This is a genomic window from Achromobacter sp., from assembly GCF_032113835.1.
Classification (GTDB): domain Bacteria; phylum Pseudomonadota; class Gammaproteobacteria; order Burkholderiales; family Burkholderiaceae_B; genus Achromobacter.
Map to the genome: position 1 here is coordinate 1 of NZ_DAMCTG010000062.1, position 21903 is coordinate 21903.

The 21903-nt window shown below is 66.7% G+C and carries 19 protein-coding genes; 3 read left to right on the forward strand and 16 right to left on the reverse strand.

What is annotated here, in order from left to right; genetic code table 11:
* The 12 genes from RT697_RS19280 to flgB all read right to left on the reverse strand — a co-directional run.
* Positions 1 to 974, reverse strand: a 974-nt coding sequence (locus RT697_RS19280; RefSeq protein ID WP_313701081.1) for a Tar ligand binding domain-containing protein, incomplete at its 3' end; no start/stop codon positions are given.
* A gap of 141 nt (positions 975 to 1115) precedes the next feature.
* Positions 1116 to 2375: a flagellar hook-associated protein FlgL gene (gene flgL, locus RT697_RS19285; RefSeq protein ID WP_313701083.1), complete on the reverse strand. Its 1260-nt coding sequence runs from the start codon at positions 2373 to 2375 to the stop codon at positions 1116 to 1118.
* Between the two features lie 46 nt (positions 2376 to 2421).
* Positions 2422 to 4095: a flagellar hook-associated protein FlgK gene (flgK, locus tag RT697_RS19290; protein ID WP_313701085.1), complete on the reverse strand. Its 1674-nt coding sequence runs from the start codon at positions 4093 to 4095 to the stop codon at positions 2422 to 2424.
* Between the two features lie 73 nt (positions 4096 to 4168).
* Positions 4169 to 5146, reverse strand: coding sequence for a flagellar assembly peptidoglycan hydrolase FlgJ (flgJ, locus tag RT697_RS19295; RefSeq protein WP_313701087.1), 978 nt, complete (start codon positions 5144 to 5146; stop codon positions 4169 to 4171).
* Between the two features lie 5 nt (positions 5147 to 5151).
* Entirely contained in the window at positions 5152 to 6288 is a 1137-nt protein-coding gene (locus RT697_RS19300; protein ID WP_312432496.1) for a flagellar basal body P-ring protein FlgI, read from the reverse strand.
* Between the two features lie 3 nt (positions 6289 to 6291).
* Positions 6292 to 6981: a flagellar basal body L-ring protein FlgH gene (locus RT697_RS19305; RefSeq protein WP_313701118.1), complete on the reverse strand. Its 690-nt coding sequence runs from the start codon at positions 6979 to 6981 to the stop codon at positions 6292 to 6294.
* Positions 6981 to 7766: a flagellar basal-body rod protein FlgG gene (gene flgG / locus RT697_RS19310; RefSeq protein ID WP_056570201.1), complete on the reverse strand. Its 786-nt coding sequence runs from the start codon at positions 7764 to 7766 to the stop codon at positions 6981 to 6983. Before flgG ends, RT697_RS19305 begins: the two co-directional genes overlap by 1 nt.
* 51 nt (positions 7767 to 7817) lie before the next feature.
* On the reverse strand, positions 7818 to 8582 hold the full coding sequence (locus tag RT697_RS19315) for a flagellar basal body rod protein FlgF (protein WP_312432489.1): 765 nt from the start codon (positions 8580 to 8582) through the stop codon (positions 7818 to 7820).
* Between the two features lie 38 nt (positions 8583 to 8620).
* Positions 8621 to 10087: a flagellar hook-basal body complex protein gene (locus RT697_RS19320; protein ID WP_313701090.1), complete on the reverse strand. Its 1467-nt coding sequence runs from the start codon at positions 10085 to 10087 to the stop codon at positions 8621 to 8623.
* 69 nt (positions 10088 to 10156) lie between these two features.
* Complete coding sequence (locus RT697_RS19325) at positions 10157 to 10855, reverse strand: flagellar hook capping FlgD N-terminal domain-containing protein (protein WP_313701092.1); 699 nt, start codon at positions 10853 to 10855, stop codon at positions 10157 to 10159.
* Positions 10856 to 10875: 20 nt separating this feature from the next.
* On the reverse strand, positions 10876 to 11295 hold the full coding sequence (gene flgC / locus RT697_RS19330) for a flagellar basal body rod protein FlgC (protein ID WP_313701094.1): 420 nt from the start codon (positions 11293 to 11295) through the stop codon (positions 10876 to 10878).
* Between the two features lie 22 nt (positions 11296 to 11317).
* The gene (gene flgB, locus RT697_RS19335) at positions 11318 to 11725 is read right to left on the reverse strand and encodes a flagellar basal body rod protein FlgB (RefSeq protein WP_313701096.1); all 408 of its coding nucleotides are present in this window, start codon (positions 11723 to 11725) and stop codon (positions 11318 to 11320) included.
* 177 nt (positions 11726 to 11902) lie between these two features.
* Here flgB and flgA point away from each other — a divergent pair, with 177 nt between their 5' ends.
* The 3 genes from flgA to RT697_RS19350 all read left to right on the forward strand — a co-directional run bounded on the left by flgA (position 11903) and on the right by RT697_RS19350 (position 13542).
* Positions 11903 to 12616: a flagellar basal body P-ring formation chaperone FlgA gene (gene flgA / locus RT697_RS19340; protein WP_313701097.1), complete on the forward strand. Its 714-nt coding sequence runs from the start codon at positions 11903 to 11905 to the stop codon at positions 12614 to 12616.
* A 127-nt stretch (positions 12617 to 12743) separates the two neighbouring features.
* A complete protein-coding gene (gene flgM, locus RT697_RS19345; protein ID WP_056570190.1) occupies positions 12744 to 13037 on the forward strand; it encodes a flagellar biosynthesis anti-sigma factor FlgM in 294 nt (97 codons plus the stop codon).
* A 31-nt stretch (positions 13038 to 13068) separates the two neighbouring features.
* Positions 13069 to 13542 (forward strand): flagellar protein FlgN, encoded by a 474-nt coding sequence (locus RT697_RS19350; protein WP_313701098.1) that lies wholly within the window; start codon positions 13069 to 13071, stop codon positions 13540 to 13542.
* Between the two features lie 83 nt (positions 13543 to 13625).
* On the opposite strand, the gene flhF is transcribed toward RT697_RS19350, so the two are convergent.
* The 4 genes from flhF to RT697_RS19370 form a co-directional block, all read right to left on the reverse strand.
* A complete protein-coding gene (flhF, locus tag RT697_RS19355; RefSeq protein ID WP_313701100.1) occupies positions 13626 to 16655 on the reverse strand; it encodes a flagellar biosynthesis protein FlhF in 3030 nt (1009 codons plus the stop codon).
* A complete protein-coding gene (gene flhA, locus RT697_RS19360) occupies positions 16652 to 18772 on the reverse strand; it encodes a flagellar biosynthesis protein FlhA (protein WP_313701102.1) in 2121 nt (706 codons plus the stop codon). The genes flhF and flhA overlap by 4 nt, the downstream gene beginning before the upstream one ends.
* A gap of 3 nt (positions 18773 to 18775) precedes the next feature.
* Positions 18776 to 19930, reverse strand: a complete 1155-nt coding sequence (gene flhB, locus RT697_RS19365) for a flagellar biosynthesis protein FlhB (protein ID WP_313701104.1) — start codon at positions 19928 to 19930, stop codon at positions 18776 to 18778.
* A 266-nt stretch (positions 19931 to 20196) separates the two neighbouring features.
* Positions 20197 to 21744, reverse strand: coding sequence for a methyl-accepting chemotaxis protein (locus RT697_RS19370; protein WP_313701106.1), 1548 nt, complete (start codon positions 21742 to 21744; stop codon positions 20197 to 20199).
* Positions 21745 to 21903: the final 159 nt, after the last annotated feature.

Here is a 21903-nt window from a genome sequence, read left to right on the forward strand (position 1 = left end):
TGATTGGCCTGGCGCGCGTTGTCCGCGTTCTGCTTCACGGTGGACGCCAGCTCTTCCATGGAAGCCGCGGTTTCCTCGAGCGAGGCCGCCTGCTGCTCCGTGCGGCTGGACAGATCCGTGTTGCCCGCGGAAATCTCACGCGAGCCAACGTTGATTTCTTCCACGCCACGGCGCACCGAGGCCACCGTGCGCGTCAGGCTTTCCTGCATGCGCTTGATGGCGCCGAACAGGTGGCCGATCTCGTTGGTGCTGCGCACTTCGATGCGGCCGGTGAAGTCGCCGGCGGAAATTTTCTCGAAATGGTCGCCGGCTTCATGCAACGGACGCAGGACGGTGCGGTTGATAAAGATCCAGCAGCCCAGCGCCAAGGCCAGCGCAATGGCCAGCAGCACGATGGTGACCGTACGCGAGATGTTGTGATCGACCTCCGCCTGCACGACGAGTTCGTCGGTGCGCGTGTCCACGAACTCCAGCACGTTGTTGACGGCCTCGCGGAACGCGGTGTTGGCGGCGCCGCCAGCATCGTTCAGGTCCAGGTATTCCTGGATGGCCAGGTTCGCCAGCGCGGCGGCCTGGCGGCGGTAGACGTCGTCGAACTGCTTGTAGGCGGCTTCGAGCTTGGTCACGAGGTCTTCGGAGCCCGCCATGCGCGGGGCCTTGCGGAACGCGTCCAGCGATTTGACGCCTTCGGCCATCAGCGCGTCGGCGCGCTTGGCCTGGGACGTGGACTGTTCGGTCTTGCCCTGCTGCATGTCCATCAGCGAGTTGGCAAGCAGCAGACGGCCGCGCAGGAAGGTGCTGTACGCACGCTGCAACTGCGTCGCCTGGTTCGAATAGGCGTCGTTGATCCGACCCAGCTTGTCATTGCTGGAATTCAACCCCATCCACGCCACACCGTTCGAAATGAACATGGCGCCCGTGAAGAGCAACAGCACCAGGATGATGCAGGTGCGAACTTTTAAATTACCAAGCATGAAATATCCGAGCGTTAAGCAACGAAGAACGACACAACCTACCCTACACGCACTACGGACGCCCCGGCCCTTGGCCGGCAGCGTCCGAAATGTGCGCCACCCGCGGCGCGCACAAGCGGCGCCGCGCAGAAAACTACCGCATCACTTGCGGCTGAACAGGCTGGAACCCTGGATGGTCATGAACGCAGCCGAGGCCGCCTGTAGCGCCACCTGGCGCAGCGCGAGCTGGCTGGCGCCGGCGTAGTAGTCCAGGTCTTCCAGATCCGACAGCGACTTCGAGTACGACAGGCCCTTTTGCGTGCCGGTGGCGTCCAGCGCCTCCAGTTCGTTCAGGCGCGCGCCCACGGAAGCGCCCACGGTCAGCACGTTGTCGTACGTGGTGGCCAGCTTCTTGTTCGCCGTCGCCAGTTCGTTGTTCAGACGGGCCAGCGCCTTCTCGTCACCCGCGATGGGCGAATCCAGCACCTTGATGAGGTTGTCCAGCGTATTGAACATGTCCACGTCGGCCGACTGGATGCTTTCGACGTTGATGACGTCGCCGTTCTGCGGTGTGCCCTTGATCACGACGGCGACGCCGCCGAAGTCGATGCTGGAGCCTTCCGTGTATTGCGTGGGACCGGCCGGCGGCGCCGGGGTGGTCACCGGCGGCACGGGCGGGTTGGCGTTCGGGTCGGTCGTGATGACGCGGTAGCCCATGTTGCCCGTCGCGGGATCCGCTTCGAACTGCAGGCTGAAGTTCTTGCCGATATTGGGGCTGCCCGGCGTGACCGAGACGGTGCCGAACTGCGCGGTGCCGCCGTTGGCCGGCGATGCGGTGCTGACGTATGCAGTCGAACCCGGATTGGCGCGGTCGAAGATGTCGCTGCCCAGGTCGCTGGTGGACAGCTGGCGCGATTGGTCGACCTGCACGGTGCGTTCGCCGGTGGCGCCGCTGTAGACGATCTTGCCGGTGGCGTCCTGCGCGTAAGGCACCACGCCGCCCTCGTAACCCGAGAACAGATACTGGCCGTTGCCGTCGGTGCTGTTGGCAAGACCCAGCAGCGCGTCGCGTGCGCTCTTGAGCGCAGTCGACAGGGCCTGACGGTCGCTGTCGGCGAACGTGCCGTTACCGGCCTGGACGACACGCGTGCGCACGTCCTGCAGCGCGGTGGTGATCGAGTCCAGGACGTTGGCTTCCTGTCCGAGGTTGGTCTTGGCCGTGTTGCGGTTCAGGCCGTACGTCGTGTTCATGCTCTGCGTCTGCGCGACGCCGATCGACAGGGACGCCGACAACGGATCGTCCGCGGGGGTCAGGAATTTGCGACCGCTGCCAACCTGTTCGACCAGGCGATTCATGTCGGATTCCTGAGCGAGAACGCCGCTCAGTCCGTTCGAGTACATCATCGTGGTGCTCAGACGCATGGTGCAGCTCCGTAATGCTTTCTAGTATTCACAGTCAACGTTCTGATCAGCCGCGCAGGCCCAACAGCGTGTCAAAAATGGTGCTTGCCACATCGATGATGCGGGCGCTGGCCTGGTATTGCTCCTGGTACAGCGACAGGCTTACGTATTCTTCGTTCAGGTTGACGCCCGACACCGCCTGCTGGGCAGCGGTCGTCTGCTTGACCAGGTTGACCTGCGCCGTGGCGGCCGTCTTGATCTGCTGCGTCTGCACGCCGACGGTGTTCACGACCTGCGCGAACATGTCGTTGATGCTCATCGTGCCGTGGCCCAGCACCTTGCTGGTCTGCAGCTGTGCCAGCTTCAGGGCGTTCTTGCCGTTGGCGTCGCCGCCGTCCGCGTCCGCCGCGGCAACCTTGTCCGGATCCGTGATCAGGACGTTGATATCGCGGGCGGCATCGCGCGTGGGCGACAGCGACCACTTGTCGCCGGCCTGGGGCGGCGCATTGATGGTCAGCGTCAGGCCCATCTCGTTTTCGAGGTTCAGCGTGGCCGTGGGCGGCGTGCCGGTGGCCGGGCCGTTGTAGACCTGCGAGCCTTCCGGCATGCGCACGACCTGGTAGTTGGTGCCGTCGAACGAGATCTCATAGTCCTTGGCATTGATGTTTGCCAGGTTGGTGAATTCACCCGAGATCTGCGCGTTGCTCTTGTTCTGCGTGTTCGGCACGCCTTGGGGCGAACCGATGCTAAAGAAGTCCGTACCCGGATTGCCGCCCTGGTCCAGACCCTGCTTGTGCTGCTCGTTGAACGACAGCGCCAGGCCGACGGCCATCTGGCCGAGCTGGTTCTGCATGAGGTCCAGGGACGAGGCGCGGAACTGCAGCAGCCCGCCCAGCTTGCCGCCGGAGATTTCCGTGTCCTTCATTTCGACCGCGATGGTCTTGCCGGTGCCCGCGGGCAGCGTGTAGGCAATGACCGTGCGGCCGGCGTCCGCGGAGGACGGCACGGCTTGCAGCGGGTAGATCGTGTTGCCCGACAGCAGCGACTGGCCGCCCTTCGTGAGCGAGATGCTGATCTTGTCGCCCTGCTCGTACGTCGTGATGCCGATGAGCTGGTTCAGTTCCATGACGGCCTGGTCGCGCTGGTCGAGCAGGTCGTTGGGGGGGCTGCCGCCGGCCTTGCCGGCCGCGACGGAAATCTGCTGGTTCAGGTCATCGATGCGGGTCAGGTAGCTGTTGACCTGCTCCACCGTGGTGCTGATCTGCGAGTTCAGGCCTTCACGCTGCTTCTGCATCTCCTGGTAGGCCGAGCGGATCTGCGTGGTCAGGCTGTTGGCCTGGCCCAGCAGGTCGGCGCGCGCGGCGGGATCCGCCGGCTTGCTGGCCACCGTGTTCATGCTGGTGAAGAAATTGGTCAGGCCCGGGGCGATGCCGACGGTGCGGTCGGAGAACAGGTTGTTGATCTGCGAAACCTGGTCGAGCTGAGCCTGAAGCTGGGCGCCGCTGCCGGTCGCGCCGACGAGCTGCTTGTACAGGAAGCTGTCGTAGCTGCGCACGACGGTGTCGACCTGGACGCCGCGGCCGATGTAGCCGTTGGCGGTCGCTTGCGCGCCCGCCGTCGAGGTCATGACGCGTTGGCGGTTGTAGCCGACCGTGGTGGCATTGTTGATGTTGTGGCCGGTGGTTGCCAGGCCGGCCTGCGCCGCGTTCAACCCGCCCAATGCCGTTTTGTACAAATTCATGCTGACAATGCCCCGTATGTAACCGCAGCTGTTATCTCTGGATACCCCGTTTACGGCAGGAGATCACCCAAATTTAGAGTCCTTCCAACATCCGGCGTGAATTTTCCACGTTGGATGCCGCGCCCCGCAGCTGACCCATGATGCCGATGAGTTTCTGGGCGTAGCGCGGGTCGGTCGCGTAGCCCGCGTCCTGGATCCTGCGAGCCGCCTCGACCTCGTTGCGGGCCGTCGTCACGCTCTCGTAGCGCGGGCTGTTGCCGATCAGGCGGGCGTAATCGGCGAACGATTCCTCGTACGACGCATAGGCCCGGAACGGCTGCGTCACCTTGCGGGCGACGCCGTCTTCGTATTCGGTGGTCAGCACGTTGACGACCTTGCCCTTCCAGCTCGCGCCGGCCTTGATGCCGAACAGGTTGAAGCTGGTGCTGCCGTCCTCATGCTTGATCTCGCGCTTGCCCCAGCCGGACTCCAGGGCCGCCTGGCCCATGATGAGACGGGCCGGCACGCCGCTCTGCTGCGAGGCCAGATTGGCCGCGCGCGACATCTTGGACACGAAGTCGACGACGTGCTCGGGCGCGCCTTCGGCGGCGGCCAGGGCGCGGTCGGCCGGCCGGTTGTTGCGCATCACGTTCAGCAGCGCCGAGACTTCGCGCGAGCCGCCGGTCTGGAAGTCCAGATCGCCGCCCTGCCCGATGCGCTTGACGGCTTCGTCCGACAGGTCGCCGGGCTGGCCCTGCTGCATCTGCGCCAGGATGGCCTGCGACAGGCCGATGCCGGGCGACGCCAGGTGCAGGGCCAGCTGCTCGTCCGCCATGGACTGCAGCATCTGCGTCTGCTGGGAATCGAACAGGCCTTCCTTGGGCGTGGCCTCACGCATGCGCTTGACCATCATCTGCAGGAACAGCGCCTCGAACTGCTTGGCGACCTGCTTCTGCTGCTCGGTGCCGGCGGGATCTTTCTTGACGTCGCGCTTCAGGTCCGACAGGCGGCCCATGTCAAAGACCGAATCCTGCCGGGTGCTGCCGCGTGCCGCGTCGTTGGTGTAAGCCATGGGCGTCAGATGATTTCAAGTTCGGCGCGCAAGGCGCCCGCGGTCTTCATCGCCTGCAGGATCGCCAGCAGGTCCTGCGGCGTGGCGCCCAGGGCGTTCAGGCCCTTGACCACGTCGGCCAGGTTGGCGCTGGTGCTGACGCGCTGCAGCGAGCCGTTGTCCTGGCGCACTTCGATCTGCGTATTGGGCACGACCACCGTCTGACCCTGCGTGAACGGCGTGTCCGGCTGCACCACTTCGTTCTGGCGGTTGATGATGACCGACAGGTTGCCATGTGCCACGGCGGCCTCTTCGATCATGACCGTGCGGTTCATGACGACCGAGCCGGTGCGGGCGTTGATGATGACCTTGGCGACCGTGGGTGCGCGCGCGACCTGCAGGTCTTCCATCTGCGACAGGAAGCGGGCCTGCGAGCCCTGCTCCATCGGGGTACGCACCTGGATGACGCGGCCGTCCAGCGCCGTGGCCGTGCCCTGGCCGAACTTGCGGTTCAGGGCCGTCGCCACGTTCTGCGCGGTGCCGAAATCGGTGTTGTTCAGTTCGACATGCACGTAGCCGTCGCGCGCGAACGTGGTCGGCACGCCGCGTTCGACGATGGCGCCCGCGCTGATGCGGCCGCCGTTCAACTGGTTGATCTGCACGCTGGAACCGCCCGACGATGCGCCCGCGCCGCCGACCAGGATGTTGCCCTGGGCAATGGCGTAGACTTGGCTGTCCGCGCCCTTGAGCGGCGTCATCAGCAGCGTGCCGCCGCGCAGGCTCTTGGCGTTACCCATGGACGAGACCACCACGTCCAGCGTCTGGCCGGGCCGCGCGAACGCGGGCAAGGTGGTCGTGACCATGACGGCGGCCACGTTCTTCAACTGCATGTTGCTGCCGGCGGGCACCGTGATGCCCAGCTGCGACAGCATGTTGGTCAGGCTCTGCTGCGTGAAAGGCGTCTGGCGCACCTGGTCGCCGCTGCCGTCCAGGCCCACGACCAGACCGTAGCCGATGAGCTGGTTGCCCCGGACGCCCTGGATGCTTGCCAGGTCCTTGAGCCGTTCGGCGTGCGCCGCACCGGCGCCCGCAGCCAGCCCGACGGCCACGCACACCCGCGCCAACAGGGACAGCAAGGTGGATATCGGAGTCTGTTGTTTCATGATTTAGAACGGCGAAGCGATCAGGAAGAAGCGTTGCAGCCAGCCCATGGTCTGGACTTCGTCCATGACGCCTTTGCTGCGGTATTCGATGCGCGCGTCGGCCACCTGCGTGGACGACACGGTGTTCGTGCCCGTGATGGAACGCGGATCGACCACGCCGGCGAAGCGCACGTACTCGCTGCCGCGGTTGATGGCGATCTGCTTTTCCCCGGCGACCTGCAGGTTGCCGTTGGACATGACGCCCACCACCGTGGTGGTGATGGTGCCGGTGAAGGCATTGTTGGCGCTGCTGTCGCCCTTGCCCTGCGACACGTTGCCGCCAGTGGCTTCGGTGTTCAGATTGGCGTTCGCCCAGCTGTCCATGAAGGACGGCGCCGCGGCGATGCCCATCGTGGTCGAGCCGCTGCGGTTGGTGTTCGTCGCCACGTTCTTGGACGCGTTGGTGCGCTCGTTCAGCACGATGGTGACGATGTCGCCCACATTGCGCGGCCGGCGGTCTTCGAACAGCGGGTAGTTGCCGTAAGTCGTGGGCTGGTAGATCGAGCCCGTGGGCTGCGCCATGGGCATCGGCGGCGGCGGCGGTGCCGCCGTCGTCGGCCCGGTCACGATGGGTTCGGGCGGGATCATGGCGCAACCAGCCGCCAGCAGAGCCAGCGCAGACGCAAGTACCAGGCGCAGGACAGACATGAGCATCACAGTTGGGTCAGGCGGGCCAGCATTTCGTCCGACGTCTTGACGGCCTTGCTGTTCATTTCGTAAGCGCGCTGCGTCGTGATCATGTTGACCAGTTCTTCAGCGACGTTGACGTTCGACGTCTCGACGTACTTCTGCATGATCGAGCCTGCGCCGTCCACACCGGGCTGCAGCAGGTTCGCCGGACCCGACGAGTCGGTTTCCAGGTACAGGTTTTCGCCGATGCTTTGCAGGCCGGTCGGGTTGATGAAGGTGGCGATCTGCAACTGGCCGATCTGCACGTTGACGCCGGCGGCGCCGGGTTGCGTCACGGAGACCATGCCGTCGTTGCCGATGGTGATGGACAGCGCGTTGTCCGGCACGTTGATCGGCGGCTGGATGACGTAACCGCTGACGGTGACGAGCTGGCCGTTCTGGTCGCGCTGCAGCGCGCCGTCACGCGTGTAGGCCTGCGTGCCGTCGGGCAGTTCGACCGGCAGGAAGCCGCGGCCGTTGATCGCCACGTCCATTTCGCTGCCGGTGTTGTTCAGGTTGCCGTCCGAGTGGATGCGCTCGGTGGCGGCCACGCGCGCGCCGGTGCCCAGCTGCAGGCCGGACGGCAGTTGCGTCGCGTCGCCCACCTGGGCGCCGGGCTGGCGCAGCGTCTGGTACATCAGGTCCTGGAACACGGCACGGCCGCGCTTGAACCCGTTGGTGGAGACGTTGGCCAAGTTGTTGGAAATCACGTCCATGGAGGTCTGCTGACCTTCCAGGCCCGTCTTGGCGATCCACAGCGAACGCATCATGATGAAAGACTCCGGTTCCGCGGCCTGGCCGCGAACTAAATGTTATTTAAATCAGGCGCTTACGGACAGAATGCCGTTGGCGCGTTCCGCGTTGCGGTCCGACTGCTGAATCACCTGCATCTGCTGCTCGAAGCGGCGGGCGTTTTCGATCATGCCCACCATCGATGCCATCGGATTGGTGTTGCTGCCTTCCAGCACACCCGACAGCAGGCGCAGAGCGGGGTCGGCGGGCACCGGCGCCGCGGGCTGGCCGTTGACCGGCGCCATGCGGAAGACGCCGTCGTCGCCGTGCACCAACTGCTTGTTGTCCGGGTTGACCAGCTTCAGGCGGCCCAGGTTCAGGATGTTGTTCGGCGCGTCGCCGGCGCCCAGCGCCGTGATCGTGCCGTCCGACGTGATGGTCAGCGCGGCCTGGTCGGGCACGTCGATGGGACCGCCCTGGTCCGACAGGACCGGCTGGCCCAGCGACGTCTGCAGCAGGCCGTTGATGCCGACCTGCAGGCTGCCGGCGCGGGTATACGCTTCGCCTTGCGGCGTCTGCACCGCGATCCAGCCGTTTTCGCTGGCCAGCGCCACGTCCAGGCTGCGGCCCGTTGTCTGCATGGTGCCCATCTCGAAGCTGTTGCCGGGCGTGGACGCCACCGTCGAAACGCGCGTAGGCAGGCTCACCCCGTCCGTCACGGGAACCGAGCGGTACAGCGCGATCTGCTCGCGAAAGCCCGCCGTGTTCACGTTGGCCATATTGTTGGAGAGCGCGGCCTGATGCTCCGTGATCCGCGCTGCGCCATTCATGGCGGTGTAGATGATTCTGTCCATTGCCTATTCCGTCGATGTCGTCGCGTGCCCAGCGGGCATTACTTCAGGTTCATCAGGACTTGCATGATCTCGTCCTGGGTCTTGATGGTCTGCGAATTGGCCTGGTAGGTGCGCTGGGCAATGATCATGTTGACCAGCTCCTTGCTCATGTCCACGTTGGACGCTTCGGTCGCCTGACCCACCACCGTCGACATGCTGTTGGTGCCGGGCTGGCCCAGGATCGGCTGGCCGGAAGCCGCCGTTTCCTTCCAGGCGTTGTTGCCCACGGGCTGCAGGCCCTGCAGGTTCGAGAAGTCGGCCAGCACGAGCGTGCCGACGACCTGGGTTTCGCCGTTGGTGTAGCTGGCGACCAGGCTGCCGTCGCTGCTGATGTTGATGCCGCTGAACTCGCCGGACGTGTAGCCGTCGGGCTTGGCAACCAGCTTGTAGTTGCTGCCGTACTGGGTCGTGCCGGTGTAGTTGATCGCGACGTTCAGCGGATCGGCCGGGGTGGCGGTGCCGCCGGGCTGGGCGAACGACAGGTTAACGATCGGCGCGCTGGTCAGCGTGCCGGCGTTGTTGAACGTGAACTGCTGGGGGTTGCCCCAGACGCCGCCGGCTTCCGTCGTCGGCGCCATGGCCTGGCCGTCCATCGTGTAGTACACGTCGTACACGCTGGTGCCGCCGGTCGCTTCACGCTTGACGAAATACTGCATCACCTGGTGCGAATTGCCCAGGGAGTCGAACACCGTCATGGGCGAGGCGTTCGTGTAGGTGCTGGAGATCTTGGGATCGAACGGCTTGCCGATTTCGGTGACCGCAGCGGTGTAGTCCACGAAGCCGGGAATGCTTTCCAGCGTGCCCGCCGTGACTTGGCCCGTGCCGTCGAGCGTGACGGTGTTCGGGGCCGTGCCGTACGTGGCGGCCGGCGGGTTGCCCGGCGCCCACGTCAGCGCGCCGCCGGCGGCCTTGGTGAACGTGTAGGCCGTGCCGCCCAGGGTGACCGAGCCGGGAACGGCGGGCGCCGTCACGGTATCGACCTGGTAGATGACCTTGGCGTTGGCGTCCAGGTTGGCCACGGTGGTGGCGGTGCTGGTGGCCTGCGGGGCGACGTTGGCCGTCGGCAGTTGCAGTTCGATGGGGTTCGCACCGATGGCGCCGGGCGGGTAGCCGGTCAGGCGATAGCCCTGGGCGTTCACGATGAAGTTGTTCTTGTCGACGAGGAATTCGCCGTTGCGCGTGTACATGACCGAGCCGCTCTGGTCGGTCACGCGGAACATGCCCTTGGCGCCATCGATGGCGATGTCGTATTCACCGCCGCCGCCCGTCACAGCACCCACGGTGAAGCGCTGGTTGATGGCCGCGACCTTGACGCCCAGGCCCACGCGCGAGCTGGCGTAGACGTCAGCGAACGATGCGGTGGCCGACTTGAAGCCGACGGTGCCCGAGTTGGCGATGTTGTTGCCGATGACGTCCAGGTTCTGCGCAGCGGCGTTCAAGCCGCTCAATCCTTGTCCGAAGCCCATGTTTACTCTCGCTAATCTTTAGTGGAAAAGCCGTCGCCCGTGCGCCGGCACCAATTCATATCCGCCCGTTCAGGCGCCGATCACCTTGCGCACGTCCAGCATGCTGGTCTGGCCGTCCAGGCCCAGATCCAGACGCAGGCCGTTGGTGGAGTACGCCACGCTCTTCACATTGCCGTAGCTCAGCACTTCCGCATTCACCTTCGCGCCGTCGGCGTCGGTCGCCAGCACGGACACGTTGTACGCACCCGCTTCCAGCGCCACGCCGGCGTCGTTCTTGCCGTCCCATTCCAGCGTGTACACGCCGTTCTTCTGCTCGCCCAGCTCGATGGTGCGCACGACCGCGCCGTTCGAATCCGAGATGCGGACCTGGACCTTGTTTGCATCGCCCTGCAGATCCAGACCGTACGGCGTGACCACGCGTTCCGCCGGGTTGGCGCTGTCGACGCCGACCTTGACCTTGGTGCCCGGGATCAGGACGCCCTTGCCGATCATCGCCACGGCGTTCATCGACTGGGACACGTCGATCTGGCCGCTGATGGCCAGCATGGTGTTCTTCAGGTTGGTGATGCCTTCCACCGTGGAGATCTGCGCCAGTTGCGACGTCAGTTCCGCGTTCTGCATCGGGTTCAGCGGGTCCTGGTTCTTGAGCTGCGTGACCAGCAGCTTCAGAAACTGGTCCTGCAGGCCTTGCGCGGTGCTGGCGCTGGTGGCGCCGGTTTGCGCCAGGCCCATGGCCGTGGTGCTCGTGTTTTGATCGACGGTGGTCATGGATAGACTCTGGCTGGAAATTAGGATTGACCGATGGTCAGCGTCTTCTGCATCAACGACTTGGCGGTATTGAGGACTTCGACGTTGGCCTGGTAGGACCGCGATGCCGCGATCATGTTGACCGTTTCGGCCACCGGATCGACGTTGGGCATGCTGATGTAGCCCTGCGCGTCGGCCAGGGGATGCTTGGGGTCATAGACCATCTTCAGGGGCGACTGGTCCTGGACCACGCCGGCCACGCGCACGCCGCCAATTTCCTGGCCCAGCGCCTGGCCCGCGGCCGGGTTGACCTGGAACACGACCTGACGGGCGCGGTAGGGCTGGCCATCCGGACCGACCACGCTGTCGGCGTTGGCCATGTTGCTGGCCGCCACGTTCATGCGCTGCGACTGCGCGCTCAGCGCCGAACCGGCGATATCGAAAATGCTCAACAAGGACATTGCCTGTTGCTCCCTTTAATGATCAATCCTGGATGGCGGTCTGCAGCCCGCGGATACGGTTGGAGATGAGCTGCATCGTGCTCTGGTAATGCAAGGTGTTGTCGGCGAACTGCACGCGCTCGATGTCCATGTCCACCGTATTGCCGTCCATGCTGGGCTGGTACGGCAGGCGGTACAGCAGATCCGTCGGGCCCTGCGACACGGCCTTGGCCGGGATGTGGCGGGCCGACGTCAGCTTGAGCGACGTGTCGGGCAGGCGCATCGTGCCTTCCATGGCGCTTTGCATCGCGGCCTTGAAGTCGATGTCGCGCGCCTTGTAGTTGGGCGTGTCGGCGTTGGCGATGTTCGAGGAAAGCACTTCCTGGCGCTGCGCGCGCAGTGACAAAGCCTGCTGGTAGAACCGGAAATCTTCGTTGAGCCTGTCGAGCATCGTGGCGCCTTGAATTCGTTGCAGATCGGATAAAGCAGGGACGCCGGACGCACCGTTATCCCATTGGATGACGGCATGATAGGGGCCGGACCTGTAACACAATCAGCCAAATAACCCGTCATTTCTCATCCAATTCGCGTATTGCCGAAAGCCGCCCACTCCTACAATTCATCCATCATGAAAATCTCCGCAAGACTCCTTCTCGCGCGCGCCGGCATCGCCGCCTTGCTCCTGGTCCCGGCAAGCGCCGTCCAGGCACAGGCCGCGGCCACCCAGGCCCCGGAAGCGATCATCATTGCGGCGCAGACTTATCTGCAGGAACAACTGGCCTCCCTGCCCGGCGAGGCGGCCATCGCCATCGACCCGCCGCGCACCGATCGCCTGACGCCCTGCGACGACCTGGCTCCCTTTCTGCCGTCCGGCATGAAACTGCGGTCCCGCATGACCGTCGGCGTGCGCTGCAACACGGCCAAGGGCTGGACCACTTACGTGCAGGCCTCCGTCAGCGTGGCCGGCCACTATTACGTGGCCTCGCGCCTGATCGCCGCCGGCCAGGCTCTGACGCCGGCCGATCTGGACGCCCGCGAGGGCGATCTGGTCTCCCTGCCCCCCGGCGCCATCACCGACCCGCAGGCGGTGGCCGGCATGACCGCCGCCTTCCGCATCAACGCCGGCCAGCCGATCCGCAGCTCGTCGCTGCGCAACGCCCAGTCGGTGCAGCGCGGCACGAACGTGCGGATCAACGCGCGCGGCAACGGTTTCATGGTCAGCAGCGAAGGCGAAGCCATGGGCAACGCGGCCCCCGGCGCCGTGGTCCAGGTGCGCACCGCGGGCGGCCAGGTGGTCAGCGGCATCGTCCGTAACGCCACCCTGGTGGAAGTTCAGCTATAGACAATGTTACAAATCGCGTTGCGCCTGGCTCGCATATACCCTAAAGTTCCTCCGGCCCTTGTCGTTACAGAGACATAAGTAGGCGGATCCGTCGCAAACCGACCCAGAACGCCCTGCGGAGAAAACCTTGAAAATCAATTCGACCACCAACCGGCCCCTGGCGGCCGACGCCGTCGGTGCCCGCGCCGAGTCCGCGGTCAGTCAAGCGTATGGCGCCGGCAGCGCCACCGGATCGAGCAGCTCGCAAGTCGCGCTGAGCTCGGCGTCGCGCAAGATGCTGGCCATGCAGGACGGCTCGAACGACATCAACGTCGAGCGTGTCGCCGCCATCCGCGCCGCGATCGCCTCCGGGCAGCTCAAGATCGACACCGGCCGCATCGCCGACAGCCTGATCGCCAGCGCCCGAGACCTGCTGAAATAGCCCGTCCCTTCTCTCTATTGAGCCGTCTGTCATGAGCCTCGTCGATTCCCTGCAATCCTGCATGAAGCAGGAAGACACCCTGATCTCCGAGTTCTCCTCGATCCTCGAGGAAGAAACCGAGGTCCTGGTCAGCCAGGGCAGCGTCGAGACGCTGAACCAGATCACCGAGCGCAAGCGCGGCATCGCGCAGCAACTGGTCGACCTGAGCCAGACGCGCGACAACCTGCTGACCGAAATCGGCCTGCCCGCGGGCCACGTCGGCACCGAGCAAGCCGCGGCGCAATATCCGCAGCTCTCCGGCGTGTGGCAGGCGCTGCTGACCAAGTCGGCTTCCGCCAGCGAAATCAATATGCGTAATGGCGCCCTGATCGACGTGCATCTGCGCTACACCCAGCAATCGCTGGACGCCCTGCGCAATGTCGGCGTCGGCAGCGCCTCGACTTACGACGCGCAAGGCCGCGGCGCCCGCAGCGCCCCGGGCCGCCGGCCGATCGTGGCGGGCTGAAGTCCTTCCCGGATCTCCGGATTCAAAAAAAACGGCGTGCATGGCACGCCGTTTTTTTGTTCCTGCCAGAAGCGTTCGCGGCTTCAAGCCCCGCCCGTCATCTCCAGCAGCGCAAACATCTTCAGCAGCGCCACCGGCAGCATCTTGCCCGACAGTTTGCGTTCGGTGCCCACGATGCCCGACAGCGGGCCGCGCACGACGTCGGCCGCCGGCGAATGCGCCAACTGCCAGCATGCGGCACCCAACTGCCCGGCCATCAGCGATTGGCGCGCCAGCGTGTGGGCGCCATCGACGGCGGGCAGCGCCTGCCACGCATTGGCCATGTAACGGAACGCCGCCTTGGCCTCCTCCTGCAGGACGAGCCAGCGCGCGATCGTCGCGGCGTCCGCCTGCGACGCCGGCAAGTTCGTCGCGCCGAACAACTGGCCCGCGACCTCGCCCGAGACCGTGTCGATCAGCCGCGCGCAGATGAGGCGGACGCTGGCGCCCTGCCCCTTGCCCGGCAGCACGACTTCGGTGCCGGAGGCCCAGAGTGCCAGCGGCGCGGTCTTGGCGCCAGGCGCCGGACGCAGGCCCGGCATGTCACCCGGCTGGCCGACGGGCAGGTAACCGACGCTCTTGCCGACCGCATTCAGATTGGTGGGGCATTCATCCTGGATCACGCGCAGGCCGCCCGGGCAACGCGCCACCCAGGACACGCCCTGCTCGCTGAACGGCTGCCATAGCGCAACGGTGCCGGCCTCCAGCATGTGGACCAGCGGCAAGGACGGCAGGCGCTCGCCCAGCCACTGCACGCGGGCCTGCAACGCCGCGGCCGGACCCGGCTGGGCCGGCGCGGCGGGCGCAAAGGAACTCAACATGCCGTGCGGCAGCACGAGCTGCTGCGCGGGGGACGCAAGCGCGGCGCCGCGGTCGCTCATCAACAGCGAGCCCAGCAGCGTGCCGCCGGGCAAGGCCTCGCCCTTCATGGCGGTCTTGCCGTGCATCACGAGCAGGTTGCGGCTGCACGCGGAGGAAAATTCACGGTTCACCATCGCCAGCGGCTCGTCGCCCAGCGCGGCCAGGCTGGCGCCCGCGCCATCGCTGACGTATTCGCGCCAGGCGGTGCGAGATTGCAGGCACGCCGGGTCGCTGTCCAGCCACGAAATGGTGTCGTCCAGGTTCTGCGCCGCGGCGATCGACGCCGCGCCGCCCTGCTGCGGCAGGATGGCCGAAGCCAACAGTTGGCGGCGGCGCGCCGGGTCGACGGCGTCCGGCTCGCGCGACGACGACACCAGCGACGCCAGGTCGGCCTCGCTCGGCGTGTACAGCGCGCGGGCGCGCTCGACCATCGAGAACGCGCGGTCGATCAGCACGTCCGCGCGGGCCAGTTCCATGTGCTCGGGCACCTTCTGGCCGACGGACATGTAGTGGATCGGCAGGCGGTGGCGGATGGCGGTGTCCAGCGCCGCGCCCAGACGGGTGGCCTCATCCAGCTTGGTGATGATGCAGCCGGCCACGTCTTCGCCGACGCCATTGCGGTAGGCGTGCGCCACCTCGTCCAGCGTGTCGCCCTGGCTGGCGGCATTGAGCACCAGCAGCCGGCGAACGGGCTTGCCGGCGTTGCACAGCATCGACGCCTGCTCGGCCACCAGGCGGTCGCGCTGGCTGATGCCGGTGGTGTCGATCAGCACGATCTTGCGGTTGCCCAGTTCGGCCAGGATGCGGCGCAGCTCGCCGGCATCGCGCACCGAGTGCGCCGGCACGCCCATCAGGCGGCCGTAGATCTGCAATTGTTCCAGTGCGCCGATCCGGAACAGGTCGGTCGTCAACATGGCGACCTGCTCGCGGCCCTCGCGGGCCACGCAGCGGGCGGCCAGCTTGGCCAGCGTCGTGGTCTTGCCCACGCCGGTCGGGCCGACCAGCGCGTACACGCCGCCGGCCAGGAATTCGTCTTCGGAACGCACCACCGGCAGATGGGTCACCAGTTCATTGCGCGCCCAGCTCAGCGCCGCCTCGGTGGAGAGGCCTTGCGGCAGGCGCTCGACCAGCGTGCGGACCAGCTTGGTGCTGAAGCCGGCGTCCAGCAGGCTGCGGAACAGCGCGGCGCCGGCGGGCTCGCGGCCCGGACCCTGGCGGCCGCCCCACAACAGGCCGTCCATGCGGGTTTCCAGCGCACCGCGCAAGGCGCTGATGGCGTCCTGCAGGCCGGCGGCCGTATCGGCTGGCAGATTCGCGGGCGGCAAGCCCTGCGGCGGACGCACGGGGGCATCCGGCATGCGGCCCATGGGCGGCGCGGCATGCAGCATGGCCGGTTGCGGCGGCGCGGCCGGCGGCATGACGGGCGCCTGCACGGGTGCAGGCGGCGCGGCGTAGCCTTGGGGCGCGTGATAGGCGGTGGCGGGCGCAGCGGCGGCCATGTGCTCGGGCATGGCGTGTTCCTGCGCCATGCGGGCAGCCGGCACGGGCGGCATCTGCGCGCCGGAATGCGCCGGAGCCTGCGCGGGGCGCAAGGCCGCAGCGCCCATCGCGGGCGAGGCCAGGCCAGCGCCGACGGCGGCAGCCAAGGGTCGGGCAGGCGCGAGCGGCGGCAGCTCGACGCGAATTGGCGCGGCCGGCTGAGGCGCGGCCGGCTGAGGCGCGGCCGCCTGAGGCGCGGCCGACACAGCCGGGGCCGACGCAATCTCCGGCTGCGATGAAGCAGGCACAAATCCTGCGGGTGACGGCGAAGGTTCGATCTCCGGTTGCGCCGACGCCGCGTACGCGGACTGATAGGCGGCAATGGATCGCGCCGGCGTCGCGTAGCCGGCCGGCGACATACCCGGGGGCATCGCGGCAGGCGGCAGGGGCGGCATGGCAGCCGGCGTCACCTGCGGGCGCTCCATCCCGGACGGCGCGCCGAACGACGGCGCCGCAGGTTGGCGTTCCTGCGCCGGCGGCGCATAGGCCGGCGCTTCGCGCGGCGGTGTCTGCTGTTTCGGCGCGTCGTCGAAGGCGCCGTCGATGGTGGCCAGCACCTCGATGCCGCCCTCGACGCTGCGGTTCGACACGATCAGCGCGTCCGGCCCCAAGGCCTCGCGCACCTGACGCATCACGTCACGGGTGTTTGCCCCGTAGAAGCGGCTGATCTTCATTGCCCGTTGCTCCCGCCGATCAGCGCCGTCACGCGGACGATGCGCTCATCAGGAATTTCCGTATTCGACAAAACACCCAACTGCGGCAGGTGATGGCGCAGGAAGCGCGACAGCGGCGCGCGCAGCACCGGCGACACCAGCAGCACCGGCGCATTGCCCTGCGATTCCTGCCGTTCGACCGCCGCCTGCGCCTCGCGCAGCAGCGTGTCGGCCAGGCCCGGCTCCAGGCCGCCGCTGGTCGTCATGGCCTGCGACAGCACGCGTTCCAGCTTCACATCCAGGCCGATCACCCGCAGCTCGCCCTCGCCGGGGAACCACTGCTGCGTGATGGCGCGGCCAAGCGCGCGGCGCGTCAGCGCGATCAGCTCGTTGATGTCCGGCTGCCCGCCCGACCCGGCGGCCATCGCCGCCAGGCGCGGGCCGTGCTCGGACAGGGTGTCGATGATGGTACGCATGTCGCGGATCGGCACTTCTTCCGACAGCAGGCCCTGCAGCACCTTCTGCAGCGCCGTGAGCGACAGCGTCTTGGGCACCAGATCCTCGACAAGCTTGGGCGCGTCGCGGCCGATGCGGTCCAGCAGCTGCTGCACTTCCTGGCGGCCCAGCAGGTTCGAGCCGTGGCGATGCATCAGGTGATTCAAGTGCGTGGCCACGACCGTGCCCGCATCCACCACCGTGTAGCCAGCGACCTGCGCCTGATCGCGCAGCGAGCTGTCGATCCACAGCGCCGGCAGGCCGAACGCCGGATCGGTCGTCGGCGTGCCCTTGATCTGCATGGTCACGCCGCCCGGGTCGATGGCCAGCCATTGGCCCGGCATCGCGACGCCGTTGCCCACTTCCACGCCGGACAGCAGGATGCGGTAATCGTTGGGCTTGAGTTCCAGGTTGTCGCGGATGTGCACCACGGGCGGCAAAAAGCCCACGTCCTGCGCAAACTTCTTGCGCAGGCTGCGGATGCGGTGCAGCAGCTCGCCGTTCTGGGCGTGGTCCACCAGCGGAATCAGGCGGTAGCCCACTTCCAGCCCCAACTGGTCCACCATCGATACGTCTTCCCAACTTGCCTCGGCCGCCGCGGCCTGCGCCTGGGTGATCGCCTGTGGCGGTATCTCCTCGGCGGCCACCGCCGCGGCCTGCCTGCGTTTGAGCAGCGCCCAGCCGCCCCAGCCCAGCGCACCGGCCAGCGTCAGGAACGCGATATGGGGCATGTTGGGGATGAGGCCCATGATGCCGATGATGCCGGCGGTCAGGAACAGCACGCTGGGATTGGAGAACAGCTGGCTGATGATCTGCTGGCCGATGTCCTGGTCGGTCGACACGCGCGACACGACCACACCGGCGGCGGTGGAGATCACCAGCGCGGGGATCTGGGCCACCAGGCCGTCACCGATGGTCAGCAGTGTGTAGACGCGGCCGGCATCGCCCATGGACATGTCGTGCTGCGCCACGCCGACGACCAGGCCGCCGATGATGTTGATCGCCATGATCAGGAGGCCGGCGATGGCGTCGCCGCGCACGAACTTGGAGGCGCCGTCCATCGAGCCAAAGAAGTCCGACTCCTGCGACACTTCCGAGCGGCGCTTGCGCGCCTCGTCTTCGCCGATCAGGCCGGCGTTCAGGTCCGCGTCGATCGCCATCTGCTTGCCGGGCATGGCGTCCAGGGTGAAGCGCGCGCCCACTTCCGCGATACGGCCCGCACCCTTGGTGATGACGATGAAGTTGATGATGGTCAGGATGATGAAGACGATGATCCCGACGGCGAAGTTGCCGCCCACCAGGAAGTGGCCGAAGGCTTCGATCACCTTGCCCGCGGCGTCCGGACCCGTATGACCGTGCAGCAGCACGACCCGGGTGGACGCCACGTTCAGCGACAGGCGCAGCAGCGTCGCGAACAGCAGCACGGCCGGGAATGCGGCAAAGTCCAGCGGCTTGCGCGTGAACATGGCCACCAGCAGGATCATCACGGACAACGCGATGTTGAAGGTGAACAGCAGATCCAGCAGGAACGTGGGCAGGGGCAGCACCATCATGCCCAGCACCATCACGATCAGGATGGGACCCGCCAGCAGCCGCGCGTGCGTGCCGCCGTTGTTCTTCAACATGGTGAGCAGTGCGCTCATTCCTTAAACTCCTTGTGCTGCGGTTTTTGCCTGCGGGTCCAGTTCGGCTGGCACGTTCAACTTCGTGGGGGCCGAGGGTTCAAGCCCCCAGCCCGAGCGCCAGGATCGTAGCTGGAATACCCACGCCAGCACTTCCGCCACCGCGGTATACAGCTCGGCCGGGATTTCTTGCCCCAGCTCGACGTGTTGATGCAATGCGCGCGCCAACGGCGGCGCTTCCAATGTGGGAATCTTGTTCTCGGCGGCCAGCTCGCGGATCTTCGCGGCGATCAGGCCCGTGCCCTTGGCCAGCACGCGCGGCGCGCCGCCCTTCGATTCGTCGTATTTCAGCGCCACCGCATAGTGCGTCGGGTTGGTGACCACGACGTCAGCCTTCGGCACCTCGGACATCATGCGCCGGCGGGCGGCCTGACGCTGCTGCTGCCGGATCCGCGCCTTCACGTGCGGATCGCCTTCGCTTTCCTTGTGCTCCTGGCGCACGTCCTCCTTGGACATCCGCAGCTTCTTCAGGTGGCTCCAGATCTGCCACGGCACGTCCAGCATGACGATGATGAGGAGCGACGCCACGATGAAGGCGCAGCACATCGCCACCAGGCTCAGCGCCTTGGTCAGCGCGGCCGACGGCGCCACGTGCATCAGCCCCATCATGTCGTCGTGATAGCGCCAGATGACCCAGACCGCCACGCCGCCGACCAGCATCGCCTTGGCCAGCGCCTTGATCAGCTCCACCACCGTCTGCGACGAGAACATGCGCTTCAAGCCGGCCAGCGGGCTGAGCTTCGAGAAATTGGGCGTCAGCGGCTTGGTCGAAATCACCAGGCCGCCCAGCACCACGCTCGACAGCACCGCCACCACCGCCAGCAGGCCGAAGATCGGCAGCAGCACCAGCAGCGCATGGCCGAAACCGCTTACCGCCTGCTCGATCATGACGCCGGGGTCCAGCGCGACGCGCTGATCGAAAGCCAGCCCGTTGCGCAGCACGCCGCTCAGGCCCTTGTACAGCGATCCGCCGCTCGCCCAGATCGCGGCGACACCGACGGCCAGCATCATGAACGTGCCCAGTTCCCGGGAACGCGCAATCTGCCCCTCCTCGCGCGCCTTTTCCAGGCGCCTGGGAGAGGCGGCTTCGGTTTTCTCGAGGTCGCTTTCTTCGGACATGCTCTACGGGATCGTTGCGGCTTGCTGACGTGGAATGCAAGCCGCCCGCCGAGATTCTAGGAGGCGCCGGGGGTTGGCGATATGCCAAGAAACGGGGGGAAAGCGGCGCTATTCCCGGATGCGCCGCCGGCTGCCCGGCAGCCCCCCCCTGGGCGGGCGGCTACAACTTGCCGCTACAACCTGCCGCTACAACCTGCCGCTACGACGTGCCGCTTCAACCCGCCGCATCACGCCGCCACATCAACGCCCCGCGTAACGCTGCCCGGTCACCCCGCCACCGGCGCCGCCCGGCTGCCGGCCGCCTGCCCGTCCACGATGGCCTGGAAGCGCGCGTAGTCCAGTCCGATGCGGACGGCGCCCCAGTGTTCCGGCCCCAAATAAATGGGCAGGGAAATATCGTTGACGATCTCGCCGGTATCGCGCGAATACGTCTGAAACAGCTGCGCGCCCGTATTGGCGGCCAACCGGGCGCCCACCGGATCGTCAAAGATCCGCTTGTTGCGCACCCGGACGATGTCGACCTTTGGATCGCCGGTCGGCGCCAGCGAAAACCGGCTGTTGTGCGCGGGCGCGTAGCCCCGGTTGTCCACCAGGATCGTGTAGATGGCGCCCGGCACCGCCTCCAGCACGCTATCGAGCAGGCGCGTAAGCGGCTCATCGATGGCCCGGTCATACGCCGTGTGATAGCGCGGCGGCTCGCTGCCGGGGATGCGCTGGTAGTGGCGGTCGAACACGTCGACGCCGCGTCGCCGGGCATCGTGCAGCAGGCCGGCCGCCGCGTCCGCAAACGCCTCCAGCGACGCCGACAGGCTGTCGAATGCGGTATTGCCGGTGCGCATGTCGGCCAGCACTTCCTGCACGCTTTCGGTCTGGCGGCGGATGCGGTCGATCTCGCCCGACATGCTGCCGACCCGTTCCAGCACGTCCGCGCTCAGCGCCGCGATCCGCCCGACCTCCTGGCTCATGCCGTGATTCGTCGCGTCGACCTCGCCGATCGCCTGCACCACTTCGCCCACCTGCCGGTTCATGCTGTCGAAGTCGCGCACGAAGCGCTCGAATCCGTCACAGGTGCGGTTCAGCACGGCGCCCGACGCGTCGACGTCCTCGCGCAGCGTGCCGGTCTGGCGCTGCGTGGATTCGACCAGACCCAGCATTTCCGACGTATGGCGGCCGATGTCGCCGGTGGCGGTGTTGACGCGTTCGGCCAGACGGCCGACCTCGCTGGCCACCACCGCAAAGCCGCGTCCCGCGTCCCCTGCCCTGGCCGCCTCGACGCCCGCGTTCAACGCAAGCAGTTGCGTCTGCAGCGCAATGCCTTTGATTGCCTTGCTTATGTCGCCCACCGACTGCGCGCGGGCGGCCAGTTGCCCCACCACTTCGGTAAAGGCCGCCATCTCGCGCGTCATGCGGTCGACGCGCGCCTTGACGTCGGAAAGCTCGGCCAGCGCCTGCTGCGCGGCCTGCAGGTTCTGGCCGGAAACGGCGGCGATATCGCGGGCATGCGTGGAAGTGGACGCGGACAGGTCCGCGATCTGCGCGCCGCTGGCCGCCAGCGCCTCGGCGGCCCTGGCCTGCTCGCGCGCCAGCAGCGAGCAGCGTCCGGCCTGGAATTGCGTGCGCGCCGCGTTGAGCGCGATTTCGATGCTGGACTGGCGCACCGTCATGACCCGCAGGCGGATCTGCCCCAGGAAACGGTACAGCGGCCAGGCGGCCGGACTAAAAGACAGGGCGCGCTCCGACAGCATCGCGTCGCCGCGATTGAGCCGACGCAACAAGCCCCACATGCCGCCCAGGCGGAATACGGATCTGGCCATGATGAACCTCCTCTCCCTGGCCCGGACCGCCTGCTTTGGGCATCCGTGGCCTGGCGCGCAAAGCGCGCCTTGTCTCGCGCTGCAAGGCCCCGATTATTGTTGGCAGGAGTCTATCGGCCGGGCAGCGATTACGCCCTTAGGGAATACGTCATGAGAGGG

Coding starts and splice junctions, on each gene's coding strand:
- flgL (WP_313701083.1), bottom strand. CDS start 2,375: ATGCGTCTGAGCACCACGATGATGTACTCGAACGGACTGAGCGGCGTT.
- flgK (WP_313701085.1), bottom strand. CDS start 4,095: ATGAATTTGTACAAAACGGCATTGGGCGGGTTGAACGCGGCGCAGGCC.
- flgJ (WP_313701087.1), bottom strand. CDS start 5,146: ATGGCTTACACCAACGACGCGGCACGCGGCAGCACCCGGCAGGATTCG.
- RT697_RS19300 (WP_312432496.1), bottom strand. CDS start 6,288: ATGAAACAACAGACTCCGATATCCACCTTGCTGTCCCTGTTGGCGCGG.
- RT697_RS19305 (WP_313701118.1), bottom strand. CDS start 6,981: ATGCTCATGTCTGTCCTGCGCCTGGTACTTGCGTCTGCGCTGGCTCTG.
- flgG (WP_056570201.1), bottom strand. CDS start 7,766: ATGATGCGTTCGCTGTGGATCGCCAAGACGGGCCTGGAAGGTCAGCAG.
- RT697_RS19315 (WP_312432489.1), bottom strand. CDS start 8,582: ATGGACAGAATCATCTACACCGCCATGAATGGCGCAGCGCGGATCACG.
- RT697_RS19320 (WP_313701090.1), bottom strand. CDS start 10,087: ATGGGCTTCGGACAAGGATTGAGCGGCTTGAACGCCGCTGCGCAGAAC.
- RT697_RS19325 (WP_313701092.1), bottom strand. CDS start 10,855: ATGACCACCGTCGATCAAAACACGAGCACCACGGCCATGGGCCTGGCG.
- flgC (WP_313701094.1), bottom strand. CDS start 11,295: ATGTCCTTGTTGAGCATTTTCGATATCGCCGGTTCGGCGCTGAGCGCG.
- flgB (WP_313701096.1), bottom strand. CDS start 11,725: ATGCTCGACAGGCTCAACGAAGATTTCCGGTTCTACCAGCAGGCTTTG.
- flgA (WP_313701097.1), top strand. CDS start 11,903: ATGAAAATCTCCGCAAGACTCCTTCTCGCGCGCGCCGGCATCGCCGCC.
- RT697_RS19350 (WP_313701098.1), top strand. CDS start 13,069: ATGAGCCTCGTCGATTCCCTGCAATCCTGCATGAAGCAGGAAGACACC.
- flhF (WP_313701100.1), bottom strand. CDS start 16,655: ATGAAGATCAGCCGCTTCTACGGGGCAAACACCCGTGACGTGATGCGT.
- flhA (WP_313701102.1), bottom strand. CDS start 18,772: ATGAGCGCACTGCTCACCATGTTGAAGAACAACGGCGGCACGCACGCG.
- flhB (WP_313701104.1), bottom strand. CDS start 19,930: ATGTCCGAAGAAAGCGACCTCGAGAAAACCGAAGCCGCCTCTCCCAGG.
- RT697_RS19370 (WP_313701106.1), bottom strand. CDS start 21,744: ATGGCCAGATCCGTATTCCGCCTGGGCGGCATGTGGGGCTTGTTGCGT.